The 21,837-nt window shown below is 68.4% G+C and carries 24 protein-coding genes; 8 read left to right on the top strand and 16 right to left on the bottom strand.

All coding sequences use genetic code 11. From position 1 onward, the window contains the following. Positions 1-39: 39 nt before the first annotated feature. The 3 genes from NDI76_RS10820 to NDI76_RS10810 all read right to left on the bottom strand — a co-directional run bounded on the left by NDI76_RS10820 (position 40) and on the right by NDI76_RS10810 (position 1,459). A complete protein-coding gene (locus NDI76_RS10820) occupies positions 40-672 on the bottom strand; it encodes a DUF655 domain-containing protein (RefSeq protein ID WP_310924088.1) in 633 nt (210 codons plus the stop codon). Positions 673-801: 129 nt separating this feature from the next. Further along, positions 802-1,158 (bottom strand): RNA polymerase Rpb4 family protein, encoded by a 357-nt coding sequence (locus NDI76_RS10815; RefSeq protein WP_310924086.1) that lies wholly within the window; start codon positions 1,156-1,158, stop codon positions 802-804. 10 nt (positions 1,159-1,168) lie between these two features. After that, a complete protein-coding gene (locus tag NDI76_RS10810; RefSeq protein WP_310924085.1) occupies positions 1,169-1,459 on the bottom strand; it encodes a 50S ribosomal protein L21e in 291 nt (96 codons plus the stop codon). A 135-nt stretch (positions 1,460-1,594) separates the two neighbouring features. On the opposite strand from NDI76_RS10810, the gene NDI76_RS10805 reads away from it, so the two are divergent. Both NDI76_RS10805 and NDI76_RS10800 read left to right on the top strand, forming a co-directional pair. Beyond that, on the top strand, positions 1,595-2,758 hold the full coding sequence (locus NDI76_RS10805) for a cystathionine gamma-synthase (protein ID WP_310924084.1): 1,164 nt from the start codon (positions 1,595-1,597) through the stop codon (positions 2,756-2,758). 77 nt (positions 2,759-2,835) lie between these two features. Beyond that, the gene (locus NDI76_RS10800; RefSeq protein ID WP_310924083.1) at positions 2,836-3,123 is read left to right on the top strand and encodes a glycine zipper domain-containing protein; all 288 of its coding nucleotides are present in this window, start codon (positions 2,836-2,838) and stop codon (positions 3,121-3,123) included. Positions 3,124-3,156: 33 nt separating this feature from the next. On the opposite strand, the gene NDI76_RS10795 is transcribed toward NDI76_RS10800, so the two are convergent. The 8 genes from NDI76_RS10795 to NDI76_RS10760 form a co-directional block, all read right to left on the bottom strand. Beyond that, positions 3,157-3,423: an elongation factor 1-beta gene (locus tag NDI76_RS10795; protein WP_310924082.1), complete on the bottom strand. Its 267-nt coding sequence runs from the start codon at positions 3,421-3,423 to the stop codon at positions 3,157-3,159. Between the two features lie 2 nt (positions 3,424-3,425). Continuing rightward, positions 3,426-3,611: an HVO_2753 family zinc finger protein gene (locus tag NDI76_RS10790; RefSeq protein ID WP_310924081.1), complete on the bottom strand. Its 186-nt coding sequence runs from the start codon at positions 3,609-3,611 to the stop codon at positions 3,426-3,428. 46 nt (positions 3,612-3,657) lie between these two features. Further along, the gene (locus NDI76_RS10785; protein ID WP_310924080.1) at positions 3,658-4,950 is read right to left on the bottom strand and encodes a tripartite tricarboxylate transporter permease; all 1,293 of its coding nucleotides are present in this window, start codon (positions 4,948-4,950) and stop codon (positions 3,658-3,660) included. A gap of 162 nt (positions 4,951-5,112) precedes the next feature. Next, positions 5,113-5,454, bottom strand: a complete 342-nt coding sequence (gene rpl12p / locus NDI76_RS10780) for a 50S ribosomal protein P1 (protein WP_310924079.1) — start codon at positions 5,452-5,454, stop codon at positions 5,113-5,115. Positions 5,455-5,472: 18 nt separating this feature from the next. Beyond that, positions 5,473-6,525 (bottom strand): 50S ribosomal protein L10, encoded by a 1,053-nt coding sequence (locus tag NDI76_RS10775; protein ID WP_310924078.1) that lies wholly within the window; start codon positions 6,523-6,525, stop codon positions 5,473-5,475. Further along, on the bottom strand, positions 6,522-7,160 hold the full coding sequence (locus NDI76_RS10770) for a 50S ribosomal protein L1 (RefSeq protein ID WP_310924077.1): 639 nt from the start codon (positions 7,158-7,160) through the stop codon (positions 6,522-6,524). Before NDI76_RS10770 ends, NDI76_RS10775 begins: the two co-directional genes overlap by 4 nt. Positions 7,161-7,423: 263 nt before the next feature. Then, positions 7,424-7,900 carry a 50S ribosomal protein L11 gene (locus NDI76_RS10765; protein WP_310924075.1) on the bottom strand — a complete coding sequence of 159 codons (477 nt, stop codon included), beginning with the start codon at positions 7,898-7,900 and terminating at the stop codon, positions 7,424-7,426. 134 nt (positions 7,901-8,034) lie between these two features. Continuing rightward, the gene (locus NDI76_RS10760; protein ID WP_310924074.1) at positions 8,035-9,099 is read right to left on the bottom strand and encodes a M28 family peptidase; all 1,065 of its coding nucleotides are present in this window, start codon (positions 9,097-9,099) and stop codon (positions 8,035-8,037) included. A 178-nt stretch (positions 9,100-9,277) separates the two neighbouring features. Here NDI76_RS10760 and NDI76_RS10755 point away from each other — a divergent pair, with 178 nt between their 5' ends. The 3 genes from NDI76_RS10755 (at position 9,278) to NDI76_RS10745 (ending at position 11,982) form a co-directional block, all read left to right on the top strand. Further along, positions 9,278-10,075, top strand: coding sequence for a hypothetical protein (locus NDI76_RS10755; protein ID WP_310924073.1), 798 nt, complete (start codon positions 9,278-9,280; stop codon positions 10,073-10,075). Positions 10,076-10,201: 126 nt separating this feature from the next. After that, a complete protein-coding gene (gene mvk / locus NDI76_RS10750; protein ID WP_310924072.1) occupies positions 10,202-11,218 on the top strand; it encodes a mevalonate kinase in 1,017 nt (338 codons plus the stop codon). Beyond that, positions 11,215-11,982, top strand: a complete 768-nt coding sequence (locus NDI76_RS10745; RefSeq protein WP_310924071.1) for an isopentenyl phosphate kinase — start codon at positions 11,215-11,217, stop codon at positions 11,980-11,982. The genes mvk and NDI76_RS10745 overlap by 4 nt, the downstream gene beginning before the upstream one ends. 18 nt (positions 11,983-12,000) lie before the next feature. Here NDI76_RS10745 and NDI76_RS10740 read toward each other — a convergent pair whose 3' ends face one another. After that, complete coding sequence (locus NDI76_RS10740; RefSeq protein ID WP_310924070.1) at positions 12,001-12,753, bottom strand: MBL fold metallo-hydrolase; 753 nt, start codon at positions 12,751-12,753, stop codon at positions 12,001-12,003. A gap of 133 nt (positions 12,754-12,886) precedes the next feature. On the opposite strand from NDI76_RS10740, the gene NDI76_RS10735 reads away from it, so the two are divergent. Next, entirely contained in the window at positions 12,887-15,685 is a 2,799-nt protein-coding gene (locus NDI76_RS10735; protein WP_310924069.1) for an ATP-dependent helicase, read from the top strand. A 12-nt stretch (positions 15,686-15,697) separates the two neighbouring features. Here NDI76_RS10735 and NDI76_RS10730 read toward each other — a convergent pair whose 3' ends face one another. Next, complete coding sequence (locus tag NDI76_RS10730; RefSeq protein WP_310924068.1) at positions 15,698-15,883, bottom strand: hypothetical protein; 186 nt, start codon at positions 15,881-15,883, stop codon at positions 15,698-15,700. A gap of 92 nt (positions 15,884-15,975) precedes the next feature. Between NDI76_RS10730 and NDI76_RS10725 the strand changes: the two genes are divergently transcribed. Further along, on the top strand, positions 15,976-16,221 hold the full coding sequence (locus tag NDI76_RS10725; RefSeq protein WP_310924067.1) for a hypothetical protein: 246 nt from the start codon (positions 15,976-15,978) through the stop codon (positions 16,219-16,221). A gap of 84 nt (positions 16,222-16,305) precedes the next feature. Continuing rightward, positions 16,306-17,997, top strand: coding sequence for an SLC13 family permease (locus NDI76_RS10720; RefSeq protein ID WP_310924066.1), 1,692 nt, complete (start codon positions 16,306-16,308; stop codon positions 17,995-17,997). Between the two features lie 18 nt (positions 17,998-18,015). Here the strand turns inward: NDI76_RS10720 and NDI76_RS10715 are convergent, their stop codons facing one another. From NDI76_RS10715 to NDI76_RS10705, 3 genes are all read right to left on the bottom strand, one after another. Continuing rightward, positions 18,016-18,405 carry a tautomerase family protein gene (locus NDI76_RS10715; RefSeq protein WP_310924065.1) on the bottom strand — a complete coding sequence of 130 codons (390 nt, stop codon included), beginning with the start codon at positions 18,403-18,405 and terminating at the stop codon, positions 18,016-18,018. 1 nt (position 18,406) lies between these two features. Next, positions 18,407-18,895: a DUF6789 family protein gene (locus tag NDI76_RS10710; RefSeq protein WP_310924063.1), complete on the bottom strand. Its 489-nt coding sequence runs from the start codon at positions 18,893-18,895 to the stop codon at positions 18,407-18,409. Between the two features lie 104 nt (positions 18,896-18,999). Continuing rightward, positions 19,000-21,663, bottom strand: coding sequence for an AAA domain-containing protein (locus tag NDI76_RS10705; RefSeq protein ID WP_310924062.1), 2,664 nt, complete (start codon positions 21,661-21,663; stop codon positions 19,000-19,002). Positions 21,664-21,837 lie beyond the last annotated feature (174 nt).

Here is a 21,837-nt window from a genome sequence, read left to right as displayed (position 1 = left end):
GGTTTCGTCTGCGCGGGTGTAAACGTCCCGGCTCCGGGCTCAGTCGTCGCGGCCGACGAACGTCTTGTACTTCAGGTCGTCGTCGCGCAGTTCCTCCATCACGCGTTCGACCAGCACGTCGCGGGCGTGGTGGAGTCCGGAGACCCGCTCTTCGACGTCCTCGAAGCTCTCGAACGGGCCGCGCTTCCGTTCGTCGAGGATGTTGTTCCGCAGTTTCTTGCCGATGCCCGGCAGGAGGTTCAACTGGTGGAGGCGGAGCGTGATGGGTTGGGCGTCGTTGTAGAAGTCGACGAAGCGACGCTCGTTCTCGGTGACGATGTCCTCGACGACGTACTCCAACTCCGAGTGGGCCGTGTTCGAGAGGTCGTCGTACTCCACCTCGCGGAGTTCTTCGACCGCCTCGCGCCGTTCGGCGGGGAACAACACCACCCTGTCCCCGATGGAGGTGTCGGAGTCCCCGGTCAGCCGAAGCTCGAAGAGGCGAAAGTTCCGCTCCCCGAGGGCGTACGCCAGCGGCGACTTCTTGTACCGCGGACGGTCGTCGTCCGGCCGTCCGTGGGGGAGGTGGTCGAGGACGATGGCGTACTGTACCTCCTCCTCGGCGTCGGCGCCGCTCTCGGTCTCGTCGACCGGCGAATCGGGGTCGGCGTCTCCGCTCTCAGCGCTCGTCATGTCATCCGATACGCCGAGGGCGTATTTAAACAGTTGGCCGTTTCGGCGGACGCACGACCGACGGGGTCGCCCGCCCTCGGGCCGTCGCCCGAATCGGGTCGGCCGAAGTTCCGGAGTCCCGGAGTCGAATCAGACGTACTTCGCGACGACGTTCAACACGTCGTCGAGTTCGTCGCCGTCCAGAGCGTAGCGCTCCTGGGCGTAGACGGCGCGGAGTTCGTCCCGGCTCTGGGGCAGGAGGTCCGCGATTTTGAACGCGGTCTTCTCGTCCACCTTCTCCAGTTCGAGGAGTTCCTCGACGAGTTCGCGCGACTCCCCGGCGTCGAGGACGGCGAAGCGGTTGACGTGTTCGATGGCGCGAGCGAGTTCGTACCGGAGTTCGCGCTCTTCGTCCGCGGCGCGTTCGGCCTCGACGTCTTCGAGGAGGTCTTTGACCTCGCTCGTGGTCTGGTACTCCTCGTGTACCTTCTCTTTGAAGATGGTCATCGCGAGGGAGTTACTGCTGGGCGCGCAGGTGGGCGGGACGGACGACGAGGATCTTGTCCTTGCCGCCGTCGTTGATTTCGACTTTGAACGCGCGACCCTGCTTGCCGACCACTTCGCCCGTGTGGCCGTTGAAGCGCGGGTGGAAGCGGCCCTTGCGCACGCTGGGGTCGATTTTCAGGTGGACTTTCTGGCCCTCGTCGTACTCCTGAATCGCGCGCTGCGGCGGGGAGGTTCCCCGGTCGCGGGGGTCGTTCGAGAGTTTTCCTCGCGTCCCGTGAAGCGGACCGTTTGAGCTCGGCATAGTCGTGAGGCAGTCTACTGGTGACGGAGGTATAAAACGCACGTTCCTGTTCCGCGGCCGTGCGAGGGGTCCGCGCGGGCGGTGCGGGTGGGTCGAAGGGGAAGAGTCACGCCGGTCGCCCGAGAGGGGTCCGACATGGACGACAGCGACGACCGACGCATCGAGACGCGCGCGATTCACGCCGGACAGGACCCCGACGAGGAGACGGGCGCGCTGATGACGCCCATCCACGCCAACTCGACGTACGAACAGGACGGCCCGGGCGAGCACCGCGGCTACGAGTACTCGCGGACGGGCAACCCCACCAGGACGGACCTCGAATCCAACCTCGCATCGCTCGAAGGAGCCGAGTACGGCCGCGCGTTCTCCTCGGGGATGGGTTCGATCAACACCGTGTTGAACCTCCTCGAAGCGGGCGACCACGTCGTCACCGGCGACGACGTGTACGGCGGCACCCACCGCATCTTCACGCAGGTGTACGAGAAGTACGACCTCTCGTTCGACTTCGTCGACACCACCGACCACGACGCCGTCGCGGCGGCAATGCGCGAGGAGACGGCCCTGCTGTGGGTCGAGACGCCGACGAACCCACTGATGCGCGTCAACGACATCGGCGCCTTGGCGGACCTCGCCCACGAGCACGACGCGCTCTGCGCCGTCGACAACACGTTCGCCACGCCGTACCTCCAGCGACCGCTCGAACACGGCGCCGACGTCGTGAGCCACTCGCTGACGAAGTACCTCGGCGGCCACTCGGACGTGGTCGGCGGCGCCCTCGTCACCGACAGCGAGGACCTCGACGAGGAGTTCGGCTTCTACCAGAACGCCGTCGGCGCGACGCCGTCGCCGTTCGACTGCTTTCTCGTCCTCCGCGGGACGAAGACGCTCCCGGTCCGCATGGACCGCCACTGCGAGAACGCCCGCGAACTCGCCGCGTGGTTGGAGGGCCACGAGCGCGTCGACCGGGTGTACTACCCGGGTCTCGAATCGCACCCGCAGCACGAACTCGCCGCCGAGCAGATGGACGATTTCGGGGGAATGCTCTCCTTCGAGGTGGACGGCTCGCTGAGTCAGGCCTCCGGCGTCGTCTCCGAGACGGACGTGTTCACGCTGGCGGAGAGCCTCGGCGGCGTCGAGAGCCTCATCGAACAGCCGGCGGCGATGACGCACGCGGCCATCCCGCGCGAGGAACGCGTCGCGGCCGGCCTCGCCGACGGCCTCGTCCGCGTTTCGGTCGGCGTCGAACACGTCGACGACCTGAAGGCGGACCTCGATTCGGCGTTCGACGCCGCGTTCTGACCGGTCCGACGGGGCGGAGTTCCCAGCCGCCGGGAACGAGCTAAAAGGATAGGCTCTCAGCGAGCGTCTCTCCGCACATGGCTCAAGAAGTCACCGCAGGGGACAGCAGGCGCACCGTGGACGAGCAGGTGACGCAGTACGACGCCGACCCCGTCGACCCGCCGCGGGTGGGCGGAGTGCCGAGCCACCTCGGCGAACGCTTCGGTCTAGGTCTGTCCGCGGCCATCTTCCTCGGCGCCGTCGTCGGCGTCGCCCTCACGTGGGCGCTGGGCGGGAGCACGCTCCTGCCCCTCTTCGTCGCCCTCGGCGCCGGGTTCGTCGTCTCGCCGCTGGCCGGCCTGCTGGCCGTGGAACTGAGCGACTGAAAAGTCCGAACCGAACGGGTGTCGCGCCGCGGCTCAGATGCGGCCGACGTTTTCGACGGCGACGCTCTCGACGCCCTCGACGCCCGTGAACGCCTCTTCGACGGCCTCGGTGCCGCCGGCGTCGTCGGGGACGATAACCGTCGGGAGGAGTGCGACGAGGCCGAACGCCACGTCGTCGCGCTCGAAGCCGTTTATCTTCGCGCCCTCGGGGAGCGAATTCTCCAGGCGCTCCTGAAGTTCGTCGAGGTCGATTTCGGGGCTGTTCGGCATGACCTTCATCTTGGCTGCAACCTTCCCCATCGTTACGGCCCCATGAAGCCGCAGTCGGGACACTCGTAGAGGTTGCTCTGCTTTCGGCACTTCGAACAGCGCGAAATCTCGGTGCCGCACTCCGGACAGCTGAACGTCGCGGCGCTCATGCCGGAGATGTTGATGCCGCAGGACACGCACTGTCTGGCGTGTCGCTGCTCGGAGTCGGATTGGCTCATACGAATACCAACCCGGTGGCGACTTTTAACGATTGTCTTTTCGGAGCTATCCGAGCGACCCGACCGCGACGGGCGCTAGCAACACCCCCATCAGGTGGACGCGCCGGACGCCGAGACGCGGCGGCGCGAGGCCGACCAGCGCCGCGACGGCGAACGCGCACAGACCGGGCCACCCGGCGAATCCGGCCGAGAGCACCCACAGCAGGACGAGGACGGCGAGCGAGAGCGGCCGATGGGGGAGCCGACCGACCGCGGCGAGATAGCGGTCGCCGGCGAGGGGGACGAGCGCCGTTCCGACGCCCGCCGCGAAGACGACGACGGCGAGCGCCGGGACGGACCCGAACGGCGACCCGCCGCCGCCGACGGCTGAGAGGGCGACGGCGACGCCGCTGCGCTCGTCGCCGAGGACGGTCAGCGCCGTCGCCGCGAAGACGGCCGTCGCGGTGTCGGCGCCGCTGGTCGCCACGACGTACGCGCGGTCGGTGCGCTCTCGCCCCCCGTGCGGGGTCGCCTCCGCTCCCGTCTCCCCGCCGACGCCGCCGAGCGCAAGCACCGTCGCCACGCCCGCGGAGACGCCGGGGAGATACCCCACGAGTGCCCCGCCGCCGACGCCCGACAGCGCCGCGCGGAGCGTCGTCCGGGGAGGGAGGGCGACTCCCCGCTCGACCTGCGGCGGTATCGCCCCGCGACCGGAGAGCGCGTCCACGAGCACCGGCGCCCCGAACAGGCCGGCGAACAGCGGCGCCAGCATCGACGCGGCCGCGTCCGGGACGAGCGCCCCCGCCGTCGGCGCGTCGAGCGCGAGAAATCCGAGCGCCGCCGCGAGGCCGAAACAGCCGACGGCCGCGAGTCGCCGGCGCCACGTCGGTTCGGCGGCGACGAGCAGACAGACGACGGCGGCGAGCAGGAACGGGAGCGCCGCGTTCAACTCCGTGCGCCCGGCCGCGACGAGCGTCGACAGGGGGAGCGACAGCGGCACCGCGACGGCGACGGCGGCGCCGCTTCCGAGAGCAGAGAGCCGGAGCGCCTCCTTCCCGCGCCCGGCGAGGACGAGGCGGTGGCCCGGCAGCGACCCGGCCGCCGTCGCCGCGTCGGGGACGCCGAGGACGAGGGCGGGGACGACGTCGAGGAAGGTGTGGACGACGCCCGCCGCGAGGACGGCCGCGCCCACCGCCGCCGGCGGTCCGGGAAGCGTCGGCGCGGCGGCCGCCAGCAGGAGGGCGAGGGCGTTGACGTGGAGGCCGGGAATCAGCCCGCTCGCGGTGCCGAGACAGATTCCGCCCGCGACGAACCCGAGGGTCAGGAGGGCGGCGTCGGCGGACGGGGGCGGTGCGACCATCTGCGCGTGCTGGCCGCTCGATGGTACTTGAACGTTCGTCGCCTCGGTGCGGGAGTCGAGCCGTCGGCGCGGAGCGACCGCTCGCGGGTCGGGTTCCAGAAAAATGCGGGATGTACTGACGATTCGAGGCGCGACGTCCGGACGGACGTGGGAACTCCGGCGTTAGCCGAAGAGTTCGCCGAGGCCCTCGCCGGAGGACTCGTCCTCTTCTTCCTCGTCGTCCTCGTCGGCGGCGGCGTCCTCGTCGCCACCCTCGTCCTCGTCCTCGTCGTCGTCGGACGTCTCGACCTCGCCACCCGAGCTACCGCCCGCGGCGGGCGCGGGAGCGGCGGCGGCCGTGTCGACGGCCTCCTCGATGTCGACGTCCTCCAGCGCGGCGACGAGCGCCTTGACGCGGGATTCCTCGACGTCCACACCGGCGGCGTCGAGCACCGCGGTGACGTTGTCTTCGTTGATCTCTTCGCCCGATTCGTTCAGGATGAGAGCTGCGTAAACGTATTCCATTGTTGTGTTCCTCGTTGATTATCCGAACATCGCGCCGAGGCCGTCGGCACCGTCGCTGTCGTCGTCTTCATCGTCGTCAGCGTCGGTGTCGTCGGCGTCGGCTTCCGTGTCTTCGTCAGTCGATTCGTCGTCGTCCGCCTTGTCGGCGGAGTCGGCCGCCGGCTCGGGCGTCTCGACGCCGCGGAGCTCCTCGGGGAGGGCCTCCTCGTCGTCGATCTGCGCCGCAAGCGTACGGAGCTGCGCGTCGGCCTTGGCGATGAGGTCCGGAACGAGTTCGGGGTCCTCGATGGCGGCGAACAGGCCGAGGGCCTTCGCCTCGCCGGCGGCTTTCGCGAGCATGGTGGGCGCGGTCTGCGCCGTCGGGTAGCCCGCGTTGACCGAGAGGTTGCGGGCGCCCGCCGCGGCGGACTGGATGTCCGCGCGGTATTCGTCGACGTCGATGGCGAGTTCGTCGGGCTCGAACAGGACGCCCTCGGAGTAGACGCCGCGGAGGTCGAGACCGACCTCCTTCGGTTCGATACCGAGTTCCGCGAGCACGTTGGCGAGCTCCTCGGAGACGACCTCGCCCTCGTCGAGCACGTGGGAGTCCTCGGTGACCTTGATGGAGCCGTCCATGATGCGGGCCGACGCCCCCACCTGTTGGAGTTCGCCGACGAACGGACCGGGGTCGACGCCGGTGTCACCTTCGGGGATGACGACGTCGTTCGGAGCGACCTCGCCCGCGTTGATGGGTGCGGGAGTCTTCGAGGCTTCGAGCTCCTTGTACAGGCCGAACGGGTTGTCGTTCGTCCCGACCAAGGCGACCTGTCCGTAGACGAACTCGGTCAGCTGTTCGAGGCCGTCGTTCACGTCCTCCAGCGCGCGCGTCAGGAGCGTGTTACGGCTCATCCGAAGCGCGGCGCTGCCGTGCAGTTCCCGCCGCATGCTCTGAAGCTGGCGGCTCGGGATGCCGGTGACGCTGACGACGCCGACGGACTGGTACTCTTCGAGGAACTCGGTGAGCTCACCGACCTCGATGCGCTTCCACTCGGGGATGGTTTCGGTCTTGCGGACGCTCTCGCTCTCGCTCATGCTTCGACCTCTACCGATGGCCCCATCGTCGTCTTCACGAAGACCCCGTCGATGTTGAGGGGGCCCTTCTCGAGCGTCGCCTCGAGGCGGCGCACGATGACGTCGATGTTCTCCGCGATTTCGTCGGCGGACATGTCCTCGGCACCCACGCGGGTGTGGAACGTCCGGCGGTCACGACTGCGGAGTTGGACCGTGTTCTTCATGCGATTCACCACTTCGACCACGTCGTCGTCGGGTTGGAGCGGCGTCGGCATCTTACCGCGAGGACCGAGGACGGTCCCGAGGTAGCGGCCGATATCTTGCATCATGTCGGCCTCGGCGACGAAGAAGTCCGTTTCGTCGGCGAGGTCCTTCGCGGCGTCCGAATCGTCTCCGAGGTCTTCGAGGTCGTTACCGTCCATCACTTGGTCGGCAACGTCCTCTGCTTGGAGTGCGGTTTCGCCGGTCGCGAAGACGACAATCTGCGTCTCCTGTCCGGTGCCGGCCGGGAGCACGATGCTCTCGTCGACACGCTTCGACGGGTCGTTTAGGTCAAGGTCGCGCAGGTTGATAGCGAGGTCGACCGTTTCGCGGAAGTTCCGCTGCGGCGCCTCGTCAAGTGCGCGAGAGACTGCTTCAACTATCGTATCTGCCATTATTCACCTCCGTAGTACGCAGGATTGCTCCTACGGGTCAGTGAAACAGGCGTCTGCCTGCCTCGTCGGAAGGAATGGGGATGGCGCCCTTAAGTCCGTCGAAGCCGCTTCCGCAGAAATCCGGTATTCGCCCGCTACGCGGCGTTTCCGTGTGACGGAGGCACATTCCGGTCCGTAGTCTCGACGGCCGGACGCTTCGCTCCGACGGGGGGTCGAAACGAATTCGAAGAAGGGAGTCGTCCCCGGAGCGGTCGACGAGCGGTTTACGCGGCGAGTTGGTCGTCGTACTCGCCGTCGTCGATGCGCTTTTTGAACTCGCGGGGGTTGTTCCCCTCGATGGTGACGCCGAGGGAGGTGCAGGTCCCGACGACCTCTTTGGCGGCGTTCTTCGTGTCGTACGAGAGGAGGTCCGAGGACTTCTGCTCGGCGATTTTCTTCACCTGGTCGAAGCTCAGGTCCGCGACGAAGTTCTTCTGGGGTTCGCCGGAACCGGTCTCGAATCCGGCCTCGTCCTTGATGAGTTCGGCCGTCGGCGGGACGCCGACCGAGATGGAGAACGACCCGTCGTCGTCGTACTCGACCGTGACGGGCACTTCCATGCCGTCGAACGCGTCGGTCTGGTCGTTTATCTCCTGCACGACGTCCTGCACGTTCACCGGCGTCGGGCCGAGTTCCGGTCCGAGCGGCGGACCGGGGTTGGCCTCCCCGCCGGGAACGAGCACTTCGATAGTTCCAGCCATACCCCAAATCACCCTTCCGCGACTTTTAACGGTTTTCTTTCGCGCTAACGGACGTGCGAGGGTGAACCTCGGTGGTGTACGTCACGCCGACGGCCGTCGTGACGGGATTCGCACTCCGGTTCGCACCGGACCGGTCAGATATCGACGGCGAACGGCGCGGCGTCCGCGGCGCGTTCGGCCATCGCTCCGAGCAGCGTCGACACCCCGTCTAGGTCCTCGGTGTCGACGACTTCGACGGGCGTGTGCATGTAGCGGTTCGGGATGCCGACGTTGAGGGAGGGGATGCCGCTTCGGGAGGTGTAGAACGCGTCGGCGTCGGTGCCCGTTCTGATGCCCGCGGCCTGCAACTGCACGTCTACGTCCGCACCGTCGGCGGCGTCGCGGGCGAGTTCGACGACGGCGGGGTGGTTCGCGCTCCCCCGCGTGACGACCGGCCCCTCGCCGAGTTCGACGGGGCCGCGGCGCTTGCCCGACACGTCGGGGTTGTCCGTCGCGTGCGTCACGTCGATGGCGACGGCGGCGTCGGGGTTGAGGTCGTAGCTGACCATCTTCGCCCCCTGCACGCCGAGTTCCTCCTGCACCGTGCTGACGGCGTACACCGTCGCGTCGACGTCCGCCTCGACGGCGTGCCGCAGGGCCTCCGCCGCGGCCCACGTCCCGACGCGGTTGTCCATCCCGCGGGCGGCCGTCCGGGTGCCGTGCAGGTCCCGGATGCGCGTCTGGACGGTGAGCGGGTCGCCGACCTCGACGAGTTCGCGCGCCTCCGCCTCGCTCGTCGCGCCCACATCGACGAACTGTTCGGTGAGGTCCTCGTGCTCCTCGTCCCCGGTCTCGCGCAGGTGGATGGCCGTCTGGCCGACGACGCCCGGCACCTCCCCGTTCTCGGCGTACACCGTGACGTGCTGGCCCTTCGAGACGGTGCGGTCCGCGCCGCCGATGGCCTCGATGCGGAGAAAGCCGTCGTCGGTCACGTCGCGGACGATGTAGCCGATTTCGTCGGCGTGCCCCGTGAACGCGATTTCGGCGGCGTCCGCGTCGCCCTCGTGGACGGCCACGGCGTTGCCGTAGGCGTCGACGCGCATCTCGTCGGCGAACTCCTCGACGTACGACATCCACACCCGCTGGCCCGCCGTCTCGAACCCGGAGGGACTCGGCGCGCTCAGCAGGTCGGTCAGAAACGTGCGTCGCTCTTCGTCCATGCGGGAGGCGACGGTCAGTTCGCACCTCAAAGCACCGAAACCGAGGGTGATGCCCGATTTCAGTCAGTTCCGGACCGCTGGGTGGCTCTTTCGCCTATTTCCCTTCGTTCTTCCCGTCGGTTCGTTCTGTTCGACCGGGCACAACGATTATTCCGCTCGTCGGCGTACTGTGAGTGCTATGGGAGACAAATCGTTCACGCTCTTCGAGATAAATCTGCACGAGCCCAGTTTCAACGCGTCGAACTCGGCTCCGGGCATCATCCGAAATCTGGCCGAGGAGGCCACCGAAGCCGACGAAGCGGACGGCGACGGTCTGTTCCAGTCCATCGACGTCATCGGCGGTGACGCCGAGGACGCCGACGCCGTCGAGGACGACGAGGAAGCGGAGGTCGACGTCGAGGACGAACTCGACGACGTCGAGGCCGACGACGACGCCGGTTCGTCGGGACGCGGCAAGGGGAGCACCGTCGCCGGACTGCTCCTCCTCGCTGCCCTCGCCATCGGAAAGAAGGTGCTGAGCGGCGACGACATCGACGAGTTGGCCGAACTCGACGACCTCACCGACGTCTCCGTCGGCGACGCGGACGACGCCGCCGAGGCGGTCGACGAAGCCGAAGACGCGGTCGACGTCGTCGGCGAGGACGACACCGACGCCGACGCCGATATCGACGCCGACGCCGACGACACCGGTTCGTCGGGTCGCAGCAAGAGCAGCATCCTCGTGGCTCTCGTCCTCTTGGGAGCGCTCATCGTCGCGAAGAAGCTGATGAGCGGCGACGACGAACTGGCCGAACTCGACGACCTCTCCGAGTCGGACGACGACGGTCACGACGCCGCCCTCGACACGGACTCGAACGACGAGGCGGCGACGAACATCGTCGACGACGAGGAGACGGGCGCGGACGCGGACGACAACGACGCCGCCCTCGACGAGGACGACGAGAGCGAGCACGACTACGAAGAAGACGAGGAGTAAGCCTCGTTTCGCCGGCCGCTCGCGGCCGCGACCGCGGTTCGACACGCTTTCTTTCGCAACCCGCCTCCGGCCCGCCGAGTGCCGACGGTCGGACAGCCTTAAGCGCCGTCCGGGGAATCCTCGGACATGACCGTTTCGAGCGCCCCCGGGAAGGTGTACCTGTTCGGGGAGCACGCAGTCGTCTACGGCGAACCGGCGGTTCCCTGCGCCATCGAACGCCGGGCGACCGTCTCCGTCGAGACGCGCGAGGACGACCGGGTCCGGGTCACCGCGCCCGACCTGAGCCTCGACGGGTTCACCGTCGAGTACGGCGGCGACGGCGACGACCGACCCGACGTGAACGTGGCGAAGGGCCTCGTCGAGGCCGGCATCGCCTACGTCGCCGCGGCCGTCGAACAGGCCAGAGACGCCGCCGACGCCCCGGACGCCGGGTTCGACGTGACCGTCGAGAGCGACATCCCCCTCGGCGCGGGACTCGGCTCCTCGGCGGCCGTCGTCGTCGCCGGCATCGACGCCGCGACGCGCGAACTCGGCGCACCCTTGGATCCCGAAGAACTCGCCGAACGCGCCTACCGCGCGGAGCACGACGTGCAGGACGGGCAGGCCTCCCGCGCGGATACGTTCTGCTGTGCGGTCGGCGGCGCCGTCCGCGTCGAGGGGGACGACTGCCGGCGCATCGACGCGCCGAACCTCCCGTTCGTCGTCGGCTTCGACGGCGGCGCGGGTGATACGGGGGAACTCGTCGCCGGCGTCCGGTCGCTCCGCGAGAAGTACGACTTCGCGGCCGACACCGTCGAGAGCATCGGCGACGTGGTCAGGACGGGCGAGTCGGTGCTCGCGGCGGCCGACCCGACGGACGACCCGCCGGAGTCGGTGCTGGCCGAACTCGGCCGCCTGATGGACTTCGACCACGGTCTCTTGGAGGCGCTCGGCGTCTCCTCGCGTTCGCTGGACAACATGGTCTGGTCGGCCCGCGAGGCCGGCGCCCACGGCGCGAAACTCACCGGCGCGGGCGGCGGCGGCTGTATCGTCGCCCTCGACCGGACGGAGGAGACGGAGACGGCCCTCCGATTCACGCCGGAGTGCGAGGAGTCGTTCCGCGCCGAACTCGCGCGCGGCGGAGTCAGAGTGGAGGAGCGATGACGACCACGACCGTTCTCAAACTCGGCGGGAGCGTCGTCACCGACAAGTCCGCCCCCGAGACCGTCGACGACGACGCTCTCGACGACGCCGTCGGGGCGATAGCCGAGGCGCTCGGTGCCGGTAACGGCGGGGCGGACGCCCCGCGCCTCGTTCTCGTCCACGGCGGCGGGAGCTTCGGACACCACCACGCCGCGAGACACGGCGTCAGCGACACCGACGGCACGCGCGACGCCGAGGCGGCGTTCGCCGTCCACGACGCGATGCGACGACTGAACGACGCCGTGGTGACCCGGCTTCACGGGGCGGGCGTCGACGCCCTTCCGGTTCACCCGCTCTCGGCGGCGACGCGGGACTCGGAGGCCCGTCTCTCGCTTCCCCTCGACCCGGTGGCGACGATGCTGGCGGAGGGGTTCGTCCCGGTCGTACAGGCCGACATGGTGACCCACGCCGGCGCGGGCGCGACGGTGCTGAGCGGCGACGAACTCGTGACGACGCTGGCGCGCGGCCTCGACGCCGACCGCGTGGGACTGTGCTCGACGGTGCCGGGCGTCCTCGACGACGACGGCGCGGTGATTCCCGAGATAACGGCGTTCGAGGACGTCAGCGACGTGTTGGGCGGCAGCGACGCGACGGACGTGACGGGCGGGATGGCCGCGAAGGTGCGCGCACTCCTCGACCTCGGCGCGCCGGCGCACGTGTTCGGTCCCGACGCCCTCGCGGACTTTCTGGCCGGCGAGGACGCGGGGACCGTGATTCGCGGCTGAGTCGGCGGGTCGAACCGTTCAGATGTCGATTCGGAGACCGTCGCGCGCGAAGCGCACGTCGCCGTCGTACCCTCGCGCGACCGATTCGAGCATCTCCTCGTGTCGCCCCTCGGTGTGCGGGTAGAGGTGCGTCAGGTAGACGCGGCCGATATCGCGGCCGGCGAGGGCGGCGCCCAACTGCGAGGGCGTTGGGTGGTTCGAGACGTCCACCTCGTCGGGAAACGAGCAGTCGTGCGCGAGGACGGCCGCGCCGTCCGCGAAGTTGGCGAGGCCCTCGAACGCCTCCGAGTCGCCGGAGAAGACGAAGTCGCCTCCGCCCCCCTCGTCGCCGCCCGCGAACCGGTAGGCCAGACAGTTCACGGAGTGGCGCGTCTCCGTCGCCTCCACGTCGAACCCGCCGACCGAGAACGACCCGGCCGCGACCTCTCTGACCTGCAGGTCGACGCGGTTCTGCATGTAGTCGTAGACGTCGAGGAGGCCGTCGAGGTGCCGTTTCGTGCCAACTGGGCCGACGACTTCCAGGTGCATCTCGCCCGCCAGCCACCGCGCCTTCAACAGGGGGAGGAGGTCCGAGACGTGGTCGAGGTGGTGGTGGGTGAGCAGGACCGTCCCGACGCCCTCGTAGCCCGTCTCGGTGCCGGCGAGGCGGGAGAGGACGCCGCTGCCGCAGTCGACGAGGAGCGAGCGGTCGCCGGACTCGACGAGGAGGCCCGTCTGCGCCCGGTCGGGAGAGGGCATCGCGCTACCGGTGCCGAGGAACGTGACGCGCATAGTCGCCGTAAGCGGCGCGGGTATAAGTTGGCGGCGTCCGTCGGCCGCGGACCGCGCCGGTCGGCGGGCCGTCGGGGAGTCGCACGCGGGCGCGGGCGCAACCCACTTACAGGCGCGCCCCTCACTGCAACCAATGAGTAGCGGTGGCCGACACCTCCTCCGCGAGGCGGCGTCGCGGGCGGCCGACGAGGACGACCCCTTCGCGTTCGACCCCGAAACCGTACCGCTGGCCGACGAGGACGTCCTCGACCGGTTGGAACCGACGGTGAGAGAGTGGTGGGTCGACCAGTTCGGACGCTACGTCGGCGGCAACGGCGGCTTCTTCACCCCGCCCCAGCGCGAGGGCATCCCGCTCATCGACAAGGGGGAGAACGCCCTCGTCTGCGCGCCCACCGGGTCCGGCAAGACGCTCGCCTCCTTCACGGCCATCCTCAACGACCTCTTCCGCAGGGACCGAGAGCGCGAGGAGGGCCTGGAGAACTCCGTTTACTGCCTGTACGTCTCGCCGCTGAAGTCGCTGGCCAACGACATCCACCGGAACCTCACCGAACCGCTGGAGGGTATCGCCGAGCGGATGGGCGAACGCGGCGAGGAGGTGCGCGTCCGCCACGCCATCCGCCACGGCGACACCGAGAGTTCCGAGCGCCAAAAGATGCTGGAGACGACGCCGCACATCCTCAACACGACGCCGGAGACGCTCGCCATCCTCCTCAATTCGCCGAAGTTCAAAGAGAAGCTCAGGACGGTCGAATACGTCGTCGTCGACGAGATTCACAGCCTCGCGGAGAACAAGCGCGGGACGCACCTGTCGGTGTCCTTGGAGCGATTGGAGGAGATGTGCGAGTCCTCCCCGACCAGAATCGGCTGCTCGGCGACGGTCGAACCGCTGTCGACGATGGCGGAGTTTCTGGTGGGGCGCGACGACGCCGGCGAGGTGCGCGACTACGAAATCGTCGACACGCGCTTCGTCCGCGACTTCGACGTGCGGTTGGAGTGTCCGACGGACGACCTCATCGACACGCCGCGCGACGTCGTGCAGGAGGGGTTCTACGACCGACTGGACGAACTCGTCCGCTCGCACACGAACACGCTGGTGTTCACGAACACGCGGTCGGGCGCCGAACGGGTGCTGCACAACCTGCGAGAGGAGTACGACGGCTACGATGAGACGAACTCGGGGTGTCACCACGGCAGCCTCTCGAAGGAGCGGAGGGGGGAGATAGAATCCCAACTGAAGGCCGGCGAGTTGGACGTGGTGACCACCTCCACGAGCCTCGAACTCGGCATCGACATGCCGCACATCGACCTCGTGGTGCAGGTCGGGTCGCCGAAATCTGTCGCCTCGCTGCTCCAGCGGGTCGGACGCGCGGGCCACCGACTCGGCCAGACGGTCGAGGGGAGGGTCATCGCCCTCGACAGGGACGAGTTGGTCGAGTGCGCGGTGATGCTGAAGAAAGCCGAAGAAGGATTTGTCGACCGGGTGTTCGTCCCCGAGAACGCCCAGGACGTGGCCGCACAGCAGGTCTACGGTATGGCCATCAACGCCGTTCGGCGCGAGGAGGACGTGCTGGCGACGCTCCGGCGGGCGTACCCCTACCGGGACTTCTCGGACGCCGAGTGGGAGCGGCTTCTCTCGTACCTGACGGCCGACTACGAAGGCCTCGAAGAGAAGAACGTCTACGCGAAGGTGTGGCGCGACACGAACGACGCGCCCGACGGCGAGCACCACTACCCCGAGTACGACGTCGGTGAGCACCTCCTCGGCAAGCGCGGGCGGATGGCGCGCGTCATCTACATGACGAACATCGGCACCATCCCCGACTCCTTTACCTGCGACGTGGTGACGCGGGGGGGCGAGGAGTGGGTCGGCCAGTTGGACGAAAACTACCTCGACACCTTGGAGAAGGGCGACGTGTTCGTCCTCGGCGGCGACCGCTTCGCCTACCGGTACCGCCGCGGGTCGAAGGTGCACGTCGACCGGACGAGCGACCGACCGACGGTGCCGTCGTGGTTCTCCGAGCGCCTGCCCCTCTCCTACGACCTCGGCCGCGAGATAGCCGCGTTCCAGGGGGACCTGCTCGAACGACTGGAGGCGGGCGGCGCGCCCGGCGTGCGGACGTGGCTCCGGGAGTACCCGATGGACGAGAACAGCGTCCGGGCGGTCACCCGGATGTTCGACGAGCAGGTGCGCTACGCCGGCGCCGAGAGCGTCGCCACCGACGACCGACTCGTCGTGGAGGTGCAGTTGGACCGCGCGGCGTACCGCCGGCACTTCTACGTCCACTCGAACTACGGGCGGCGGTTCAACGACGGTCTCTCGCGCCTCGTCGCCTACCGCTGCGCCCAGCGGTCGAACGCAAACGTGCAGGTGGCCGTCGCGGACAACGGCTTCTGCGTCTCCATGCCGCTGAACCGGAAGGTGGACGTCGAGGCCGTCCTCCGCGACATCGACCCCGCGGACGTGGACGCGGACCTGCGCGCCGCAATCGACGGCACCGACCTGCTGAAGCGCTACTTCCGCATCAACGCCGCGCGCTCTCTAATGATTCTGAAGCGCTACAAGGGCTACGAGAAGACCGCGGCCCAACAGCAGGTCTCTTCCGAAATGCTGCTGTCGTTCGCGCAGGGGCTCGACTCCTTCGCAGTGATGGAGGAGACCTACCGGGAGATTCTGGAGGACAAGCTGAACGTCGCCGCCGTGAAGGACGTGCTCGGCGACGTCCGAGCGGGCGATATCAACGTCGTCGCGCGGAACGTCGACTCCCCCACGCCGCGCGCGTTCGGCCTCGCGACGCTCACCGCCAGCGACGTAGTGCTCGCCGAGGACGAGAGCGAGGTGCTGCGTGAGTTCCACGCGCGCGTACTGGACGAAATCGACGACGGCGATGGCGGCGACGGCGGAGCGGTGGCCGCCGGCGAGGACCGGCCGTAGCGGTCGTTCGGTTCAGTTCACCAGCAACCAGAGGGCGACGAACGTGACGCACCCGACGAAGATGGCGATGAGGTAGTCGCCGACCGTCGACGCGCCGAGGAGCGTGAGCACCACGCCGGCGAGGCCGCCGGAGACGGCGCCGAGGACGCCGCGCCTGAACGCGTCGGAGTCGTCGAACCGCTCTCGCAGCGAAGTCATGACTCCATAGGTGGTCGCCCGAGGGCAAGAACGCACCGACCCGCGCCCGGCATCCGCATGGATTTTGTGGGAACAACCGTGAGAGTCACTCGATGGCCGCCACCTCGTCCGTCGACGTCGCGGATCTCTCCCCGCGGGCGTGGCGACTGCTCCGCGTCGCCGCCGACTACGACCAGCGGACGGTCGAACGCGAAGTCGACGACGTCCTCCAAGCGCACGTGTCGATGCTCGAATCGGGGGCGCGCGCGCTGTCGCGGTCCCGCCGGGAGGAACTGCTCGACCTGTACGCCGCCGAACTCAGCGCCGACCAGGTCGAAGCGCTCGCGGAGCACTTTTAATCGCAGACGGTATGTGATACGATAACTCTCCCATCCCGTCTCCGAAAGTATTAATCGTGGAGTTTCGTAAGCAGAGGTGTATCAATGATACAGCTGGGTAACTCGCGCACGCAGCGGCGGCTGATACTGTTCGCCATCGCGGTGTTCGGCACCGCGCTCGTCGCCGTCGGCCCCTCGCCGGAGGGGCTGTCGGTGAAAGGGCAGTACGCGATAGCGACGATGTTCTTCGCCGGCTTCCTCTGGGTGACCGGGGCGCTCCCCTTGGCCGTGACGGCGCTGTCGATACCGTTCGTGCTCACCGCGTTCGGGGTGTATCCCGACCTCGACGAGGCGTTGGTCGGATTCGCCGACCACCTCATCTTCCTGTTCATCGCCGGCTTCATGCTGGCGAACGCCTTGCAGAAGTACGATATCGACCGCAGAATCGCGCTGTGGATCATGTCGAAGATGGGGTCGTCGCCGCGGCGACTCGTCGCGGCGGTGATGCTCGCCACGGCGTTCCTCTCGATGTGGGTGTCGAACACGGCGACGACGGCGATGATGACGCCCATCGCGCTCGGCGTCCTCACGCAGGTGCTCGGGCGGGACGAGGTGGCCGCGGCCGCCGACGACCCCGACGCCGACTTCGACTCGGAGATGGGCACCGACGACGACGCGCGCGGAGCGTCCGGAGGCTCCTCGGACACGATGTCCGACGGCGCGGGCGTCGGCGACGCCGGCCTCGGCGACGGGGCGGGCGAGGACTCTTTCACGAACATCCAGATTTCGATGCTGCTCGGCACCGCCTACGCCGCCAGCGTCGGCGGCGTCGGCACGCTCATCGGCACGCCGCCGAACGCCATCCTCGCGGCGCAACTCAACCAGATACTCGGCTACGAAATCGGGTTCGCGCGGTGGCTACTCATCGGCATCCCCATCGTCGTCGTCACGCTTCCCCTCGTCTGGTACCTCCTCACCTACCGCATCTACCCGCCGCAGATAGACAACGTCGAGTCGGCCCGCGAGGAAGCGGCGCGCTACCTCGAAGAGGAGGGTGAACTGAGCACGCGCGGCAAGCGCGTCGCGTACATCTTCACCGCGACCGCGGGGCTGTGGGTGCTCGGCGGCCTCGGCGACCTCATCGGCCCGTACCTCCCGGCCGCGTGGGCGACGACGGTGTTCGGCGGCGACGGCGCGACGGTGCTCGGCGTCGAGGGCCACCAAGGCATCCTCTACTACGTGATGGTCGGTCTCGCGGCGATTCCGGCCCTGGTCCTCGCGGACACCATGGAGTGGGACGAACTCGTCGACATCGACTGGGGGACCATCCTCCTGTTCGGCGGCGGTATCGCGCTCGCGGACGCCCTCGCGGCGACGGGCGCGACCGACTGGATAGCCAACACGGTGTTCAGTTCGCTGACCGGCGCGCCCATCGTCCTCGTCGTCGCCGCGGTCGTTCTCCTAGTCATCTTCCTCACGGAGATGACCTCCAACACCGCGACGGCGACCATCATCGTCCCCATCCTCATCGGCATCGGCAGCGTCTTCGCCACGACGCTCGGTCTCGCGGAGGTGGCGGCGGCCGTCTTCCTCTCGGTCTCCGGCGCCGTGGCGGCGAGTTTCGCCTTCGCGCTCCCGGTGGCGACGCCGCCGAACGCCATCGTGTTCGGGTCGGGCTACATCGAACAGAAGCACATGATGCGCGCCGGCGTCATCCTCAACCTCGTGATGACCGTCGTGCTGACGGGTCTCCTCTGGTTCATGTTCCAGTTCGTCTGGCCCGCCATCCTCTGGTAGCCCTCCGTTCCCCGCCGCTCACTCGCCGTCCTCTTCGGTCGGCGACCACTCCCCGCCCACCCGGTCGACGCCCATCAGTTCCTCCCCCGCGTGCTCGGTAAACGACACCTTCAGGTTCGTCTCGGGTATCGAGAACCGCTCGGCCGCCAGTTCCATCGCCGCCAGCGCGAACGACCGCTTGCGCTCGAACGACCGGCCCTCGCGGATGTCGGCGCTCAGAAAGCACAGCGGACCCTCCTCGGCGCGGCCCAAAGAGAGGTTCGCCGGGGGGTGCTCGCGTATCACCACGGCGACGTGGCCCGTCGTCGTCGCCATCTCCTCGGCGTACAGGTCGGTCACCGCCGCGGTGAACCGCTCTCGCTCCTCGGCGCTCGCCTCGGCCGTCGTGTCGAACTGGAGCAGCGGCATCTCAGACGTCGTAGACGGGGATAGTCGCGTAGCGGCCGTAGACGGTGCCGAGGACGTAGCCGTAGCCGACGTGCGCTAGGAGCGTCAACAGGAGGTACAGCGCGAGCGTCAGACCGGTCTGTTCGGACCAGAAGGCGACGGCGAACCCGGTCCAGACGATGGCGTTGAAGACGGCGCCCTTCGTCCCCATGCTCTCGCCCGGCATGAACACCGCCAGCGAGGCGAACAGGAGCGGAATCGTCGTCATCCCGCCGCCGACGAAGATTATCGCGCCGAGCAGGAAGCTCTCGCCGAGTCCGACGATGCTCGCCAGACCGGCGACGGCCGAGAGTTCGAACGCCCCGAGCAGCCACGCGACGCCGAGAAGCGGGACCATCACCGCCATCCCCGCGAGTCCGGCCGCCGCTCCCAGCGCCGCCTGTCTCACGCCGAGGAGTTGTCCCTCCGAGTCGGCCTCCGGCCGAGACATCGGGCTCTGTTTCTGAGACATATGCTACTAGTTCGCACCCCACGAGGAAAAGCGTTCTCGCGTGACGGTCGGCCGACGGGCCGCCGTCGGACCGGTACCCCGACGCGGTCCGCACGTCGCCGCCCTCACCGCCGCGCCCAGTCGAGCATCCGCGCGTAGAAGGGGTCCGAGGCGAGGGCGTCGGCGTCGCCGACGAGGACGAGCGCCTTCTTCGCGCGCGTGAGGGCGACGTTGATCCGGCGATGGTCCTCGAAGATGGGGCCGTCGAGCCCCCCGGCGGCGACGAACGACACCAAAATCACCTCCTTCGAGGAGCCTTGAAATCGGTCGACGGTGTCGACGGTGACGTCGGTCCGCTTGCTTATCTCGGCGACCTGCGCGCGGAACGGCGCGATGACGCCGATGTCGTCGGGGTCGACGCCGGCGGCGGCGTAGGCGTCGACGAGTTCGGCCACGCGGTCGGCCTCCGCCGGGTTGGTGTTGCCGACGCGCGACCCGCCGGGGTCGACGAACGCCACGGGGTCGCGGAGTTCCTCGGGCAGTGCGGACTCCGCGACGCCGAGGTCCGAGAGTCGCTGCGCGGCCACCTCGCCGCCGGCGGGTCTGAGCGCGCCGTCGTAGAACTCCGCCGAGGAGAACGCCTGGATGCGCTGGCTCATGCGGTACTGGCGGTCCAGCATCACCGACGCCTCGGGGTAGCGGTCGACGAGTCGCTCGAACAGCGATTTCTGGAGGTCGTTCTCGGCTCTGACCACCGGCGGTAACTGCTGGTGGTCGCCGACGAGGACGAACCGGTCGGCGAGGTTGATTGCCGCGAGCGTGCCGGGTTCGGTCAACTGCGACGCCTCGTCGACGAGGGCCACGTCGAAGGACTGTTCGCGCATCATCCGCGACCCGCAGGAGGAGGTAGTGGCGGCGACGACGGGCGCGTCGTTCAGCGCCGCCGCGCGGTCGTTCGGTTCGCCCGCCGTCTTCAGACGGAGGTCCAGCATGTCCTCGCGGACGCCGTTCTCCGTGCCGACGCGGACGATATCCTCGAATCCCTGTTCGCGCAGGGCCTCCACGGCGTTGTCGACGGCGCGGTTCGTGAACGCCGATAGGAGGACCCGCTGACCGTCGTCGAGGAGGGCGCGGACGGTGCGCGCGATGGTGTACGTCTTGCCCGTGCCCGGCGGTCCGTGGACGAGTGCGGCATCGTCGGCGTCGACCGACAGTCGTACCGCCCTGTTCTGCGCCTCGTTGTTGTCGACGTACGCCTCCGCGCTCCGAGCCGAGAACTCGGGGTCGCGTCGGCCGAACAGCACGTCCTTGCGGTCCTCCGACCCCTTCAGTAGGGCGTCGTGGACGGCGGTGAGCATCCGCGAGACGGATATCTCGGAGGGGTAGACGTCGAGACGCCGGAGTTCGACGGGTTCGTCCGCGGTGACGACCACCTCGTCGCCCAGTTCGCGGATGCGACAGAGTTCGGCGTGCCCGCCCACCGGGTCGCCGTCGCTGGCCAGGCAGATGTCGCCCTCGCGGAGTTTCGACACCGCGCCGTCGGGCCGTCGCGCGCGGAGTTCCCAGCGGCCGCCCTCGATTTCGCGCCGGTCGACGTAGTCGAGGTCGATGAGCGCCCTGTCGTCGTCGGCGCGTTCCTCGGCGGACTGCTCCCAGAGCTTTCGGTACTCCTCGTGCGTCTCGCGTCGCTCTTCCTCGATGGCGCGGTAGAACCGGTCGAAGTACTCGCGTTCGTCTTCGGGGAGCGGCGTGCCTATCTGTCCCGCTTTCGACTCCTGGTCCAAGCGCCCGGAGACGACCATGCAGGTGTCCTGCTCGAAGCAGTACTCGCACTTCGCGTCGGCCTCGAACCCCGTCGGCACCGAGAAATCGAACTCCATCGCGGCTATCTCGTTGCGCTTGCGGACGACGAAGTCGAGGAGTCCCTTGCCGACGGAGAATTCCTTTGCGGGCGAGAGGTCGCCCGACTCCTCGTTCCGCTCTAAGGCCGTGTTCTTCGTGTACAAGAGCGTCGCCGTATCGGCGGGAACGCCGCGTTCGGCGAGGACGAGGGCGTACGCGGCGGCCTGAATCTTGTCCTGAAACCGCGGGTCGCGCTTGAGGTTCTTACCTGTCTTCAACTCGACGGGCATCCCGCGTCGCAGGGCGTCGGCGCGCCCCTTGATTCCGAACGTCGGCGAGATGAGCGTGTACTCCGAGCGCCACCCGTCTTCTTCTGTCAGGGTCCCTTGCGCCAACCAACCCTCGATAGCGGCGGCGTTGCGACGCACCTCGTCTCGCACCTCCTCGGCGTCGTAGCCGAGGAGGCCGAGTTGCAGGCCCGCCTCGGCGACGCGTTCGTCGATGGAGTCTTCCAAATCTCGGCCCCGCAATAGGTCGCCGAACACCTCGTGGACGACGGTCCCCTTGACGACGGGGTAGTTCAGCGGGATACCCGAGAGTTTGTTCAGATAGTACATCCGGGGGCACTGCACCCACGAGCGCACGTCGGTCACGTCGACGAGGAAGTCGGGTTCGAGGACGACGTACGACTCCTTGGACGTAGCATAGGTCGTCTCGCCCCGATATTCGGACTCCTCCGCGTCGGTGACGAGGAGGTCCATGCCGGATTCCGCGAGGTCGGCGGTGTGGGTCCACTTCCCCCAGAGGGTTACCCGGACGGTCGCGTCGGGAGCGTCGACGTCGCCGCCCTCGGGGCGGACCGTCATCTCGGCGAGCGACCGCGTCCCGTACTGCGTCTCCACTTCGCGTTCCTCGCCCACCTCGACGAGACGGCCGCGGAGGTTCACACGGAGTGGTCCGCGTCGGCGCGAAAAACGCTGTCGGTCACTGAAGTCGAACGGGGGTCGGCGCGGCGCACGGGGGCGATAGCCGGCCGACCGACCGGCACGGGTGGTCCCTTCCGAGGTGTTCACGGTCGCGGGAGCGCGATGGCCGAGAGTCACTCGCGCGAACTGCACCTC

Origin of the sequence: Halogeometricum sp. S1BR25-6 (genome assembly GCF_031624495.1) — an archaeon.
In the GTDB taxonomy this organism is placed as follows: Archaea; Halobacteriota; Halobacteria; order Halobacteriales; family Haloferacaceae; genus Halogeometricum; species Halogeometricum salsisoli.
This window is presented reverse-complemented; position numbering and strand designations above follow the sequence as displayed.

Bases quoted from the DNA above. Each gene is read 5' to 3' on its own strand.
- NDI76_RS10820 (WP_310924088.1), bottom strand. From the start codon at position 672: ATGACGAGCGCTGAGAGCGGAGACGCCGACCCCGATTCGCCGGTCGAC.
- NDI76_RS10815 (WP_310924086.1), bottom strand. From the start codon at position 1,158: ATGACCATCTTCAAAGAGAAGGTACACGAGGAGTACCAGACCACGAGC.
- NDI76_RS10810 (WP_310924085.1), bottom strand. From the start codon at position 1,459: ATGCCGAGCTCAAACGGTCCGCTTCACGGGACGCGAGGAAAACTCTCG.
- NDI76_RS10805 (WP_310924084.1), top strand. From the start codon at position 1,595: ATGGACGACAGCGACGACCGACGCATCGAGACGCGCGCGATTCACGCC.
- NDI76_RS10800 (WP_310924083.1), top strand. From the start codon at position 2,836: ATGGCTCAAGAAGTCACCGCAGGGGACAGCAGGCGCACCGTGGACGAG.
- NDI76_RS10795 (WP_310924082.1), bottom strand. From the start codon at position 3,423: ATGGGGAAGGTTGCAGCCAAGATGAAGGTCATGCCGAACAGCCCCGAA.
- NDI76_RS10790 (WP_310924081.1), bottom strand. From the start codon at position 3,611: ATGAGCCAATCCGACTCCGAGCAGCGACACGCCAGACAGTGCGTGTCC.
- NDI76_RS10785 (WP_310924080.1), bottom strand. From the start codon at position 4,950: ATGGTCGCACCGCCCCCGTCCGCCGACGCCGCCCTCCTGACCCTCGGG.
- rpl12p (WP_310924079.1), bottom strand. From the start codon at position 5,454: ATGGAATACGTTTACGCAGCTCTCATCCTGAACGAATCGGGCGAAGAG.
- NDI76_RS10775 (WP_310924078.1), bottom strand. From the start codon at position 6,525: ATGAGCGAGAGCGAGAGCGTCCGCAAGACCGAAACCATCCCCGAGTGG.
- NDI76_RS10770 (WP_310924077.1), bottom strand. From the start codon at position 7,160: ATGGCAGATACGATAGTTGAAGCAGTCTCTCGCGCACTTGACGAGGCG.
- NDI76_RS10765 (WP_310924075.1), bottom strand. From the start codon at position 7,900: ATGGCTGGAACTATCGAAGTGCTCGTTCCCGGCGGGGAGGCCAACCCC.
- NDI76_RS10760 (WP_310924074.1), bottom strand. From the start codon at position 9,099: ATGGACGAAGAGCGACGCACGTTTCTGACCGACCTGCTGAGCGCGCCG.
- NDI76_RS10755 (WP_310924073.1), top strand. From the start codon at position 9,278: ATGGGAGACAAATCGTTCACGCTCTTCGAGATAAATCTGCACGAGCCC.
- mvk (WP_310924072.1), top strand. From the start codon at position 10,202: ATGACCGTTTCGAGCGCCCCCGGGAAGGTGTACCTGTTCGGGGAGCAC.
- NDI76_RS10745 (WP_310924071.1), top strand. From the start codon at position 11,215: ATGACGACCACGACCGTTCTCAAACTCGGCGGGAGCGTCGTCACCGAC.
- NDI76_RS10740 (WP_310924070.1), bottom strand. From the start codon at position 12,753: ATGCGCGTCACGTTCCTCGGCACCGGTAGCGCGATGCCCTCTCCCGAC.
- NDI76_RS10735 (WP_310924069.1), top strand. From the start codon at position 12,887: ATGAGTAGCGGTGGCCGACACCTCCTCCGCGAGGCGGCGTCGCGGGCG.
- NDI76_RS10730 (WP_310924068.1), bottom strand. From the start codon at position 15,883: ATGACTTCGCTGCGAGAGCGGTTCGACGACTCCGACGCGTTCAGGCGC.
- NDI76_RS10725 (WP_310924067.1), top strand. From the start codon at position 15,976: ATGGCCGCCACCTCGTCCGTCGACGTCGCGGATCTCTCCCCGCGGGCG.
- NDI76_RS10720 (WP_310924066.1), top strand. From the start codon at position 16,306: ATGATACAGCTGGGTAACTCGCGCACGCAGCGGCGGCTGATACTGTTC.
- NDI76_RS10715 (WP_310924065.1), bottom strand. From the start codon at position 18,405: ATGCCGCTGCTCCAGTTCGACACGACGGCCGAGGCGAGCGCCGAGGAG.
- NDI76_RS10710 (WP_310924063.1), bottom strand. From the start codon at position 18,895: ATGTCTCAGAAACAGAGCCCGATGTCTCGGCCGGAGGCCGACTCGGAG.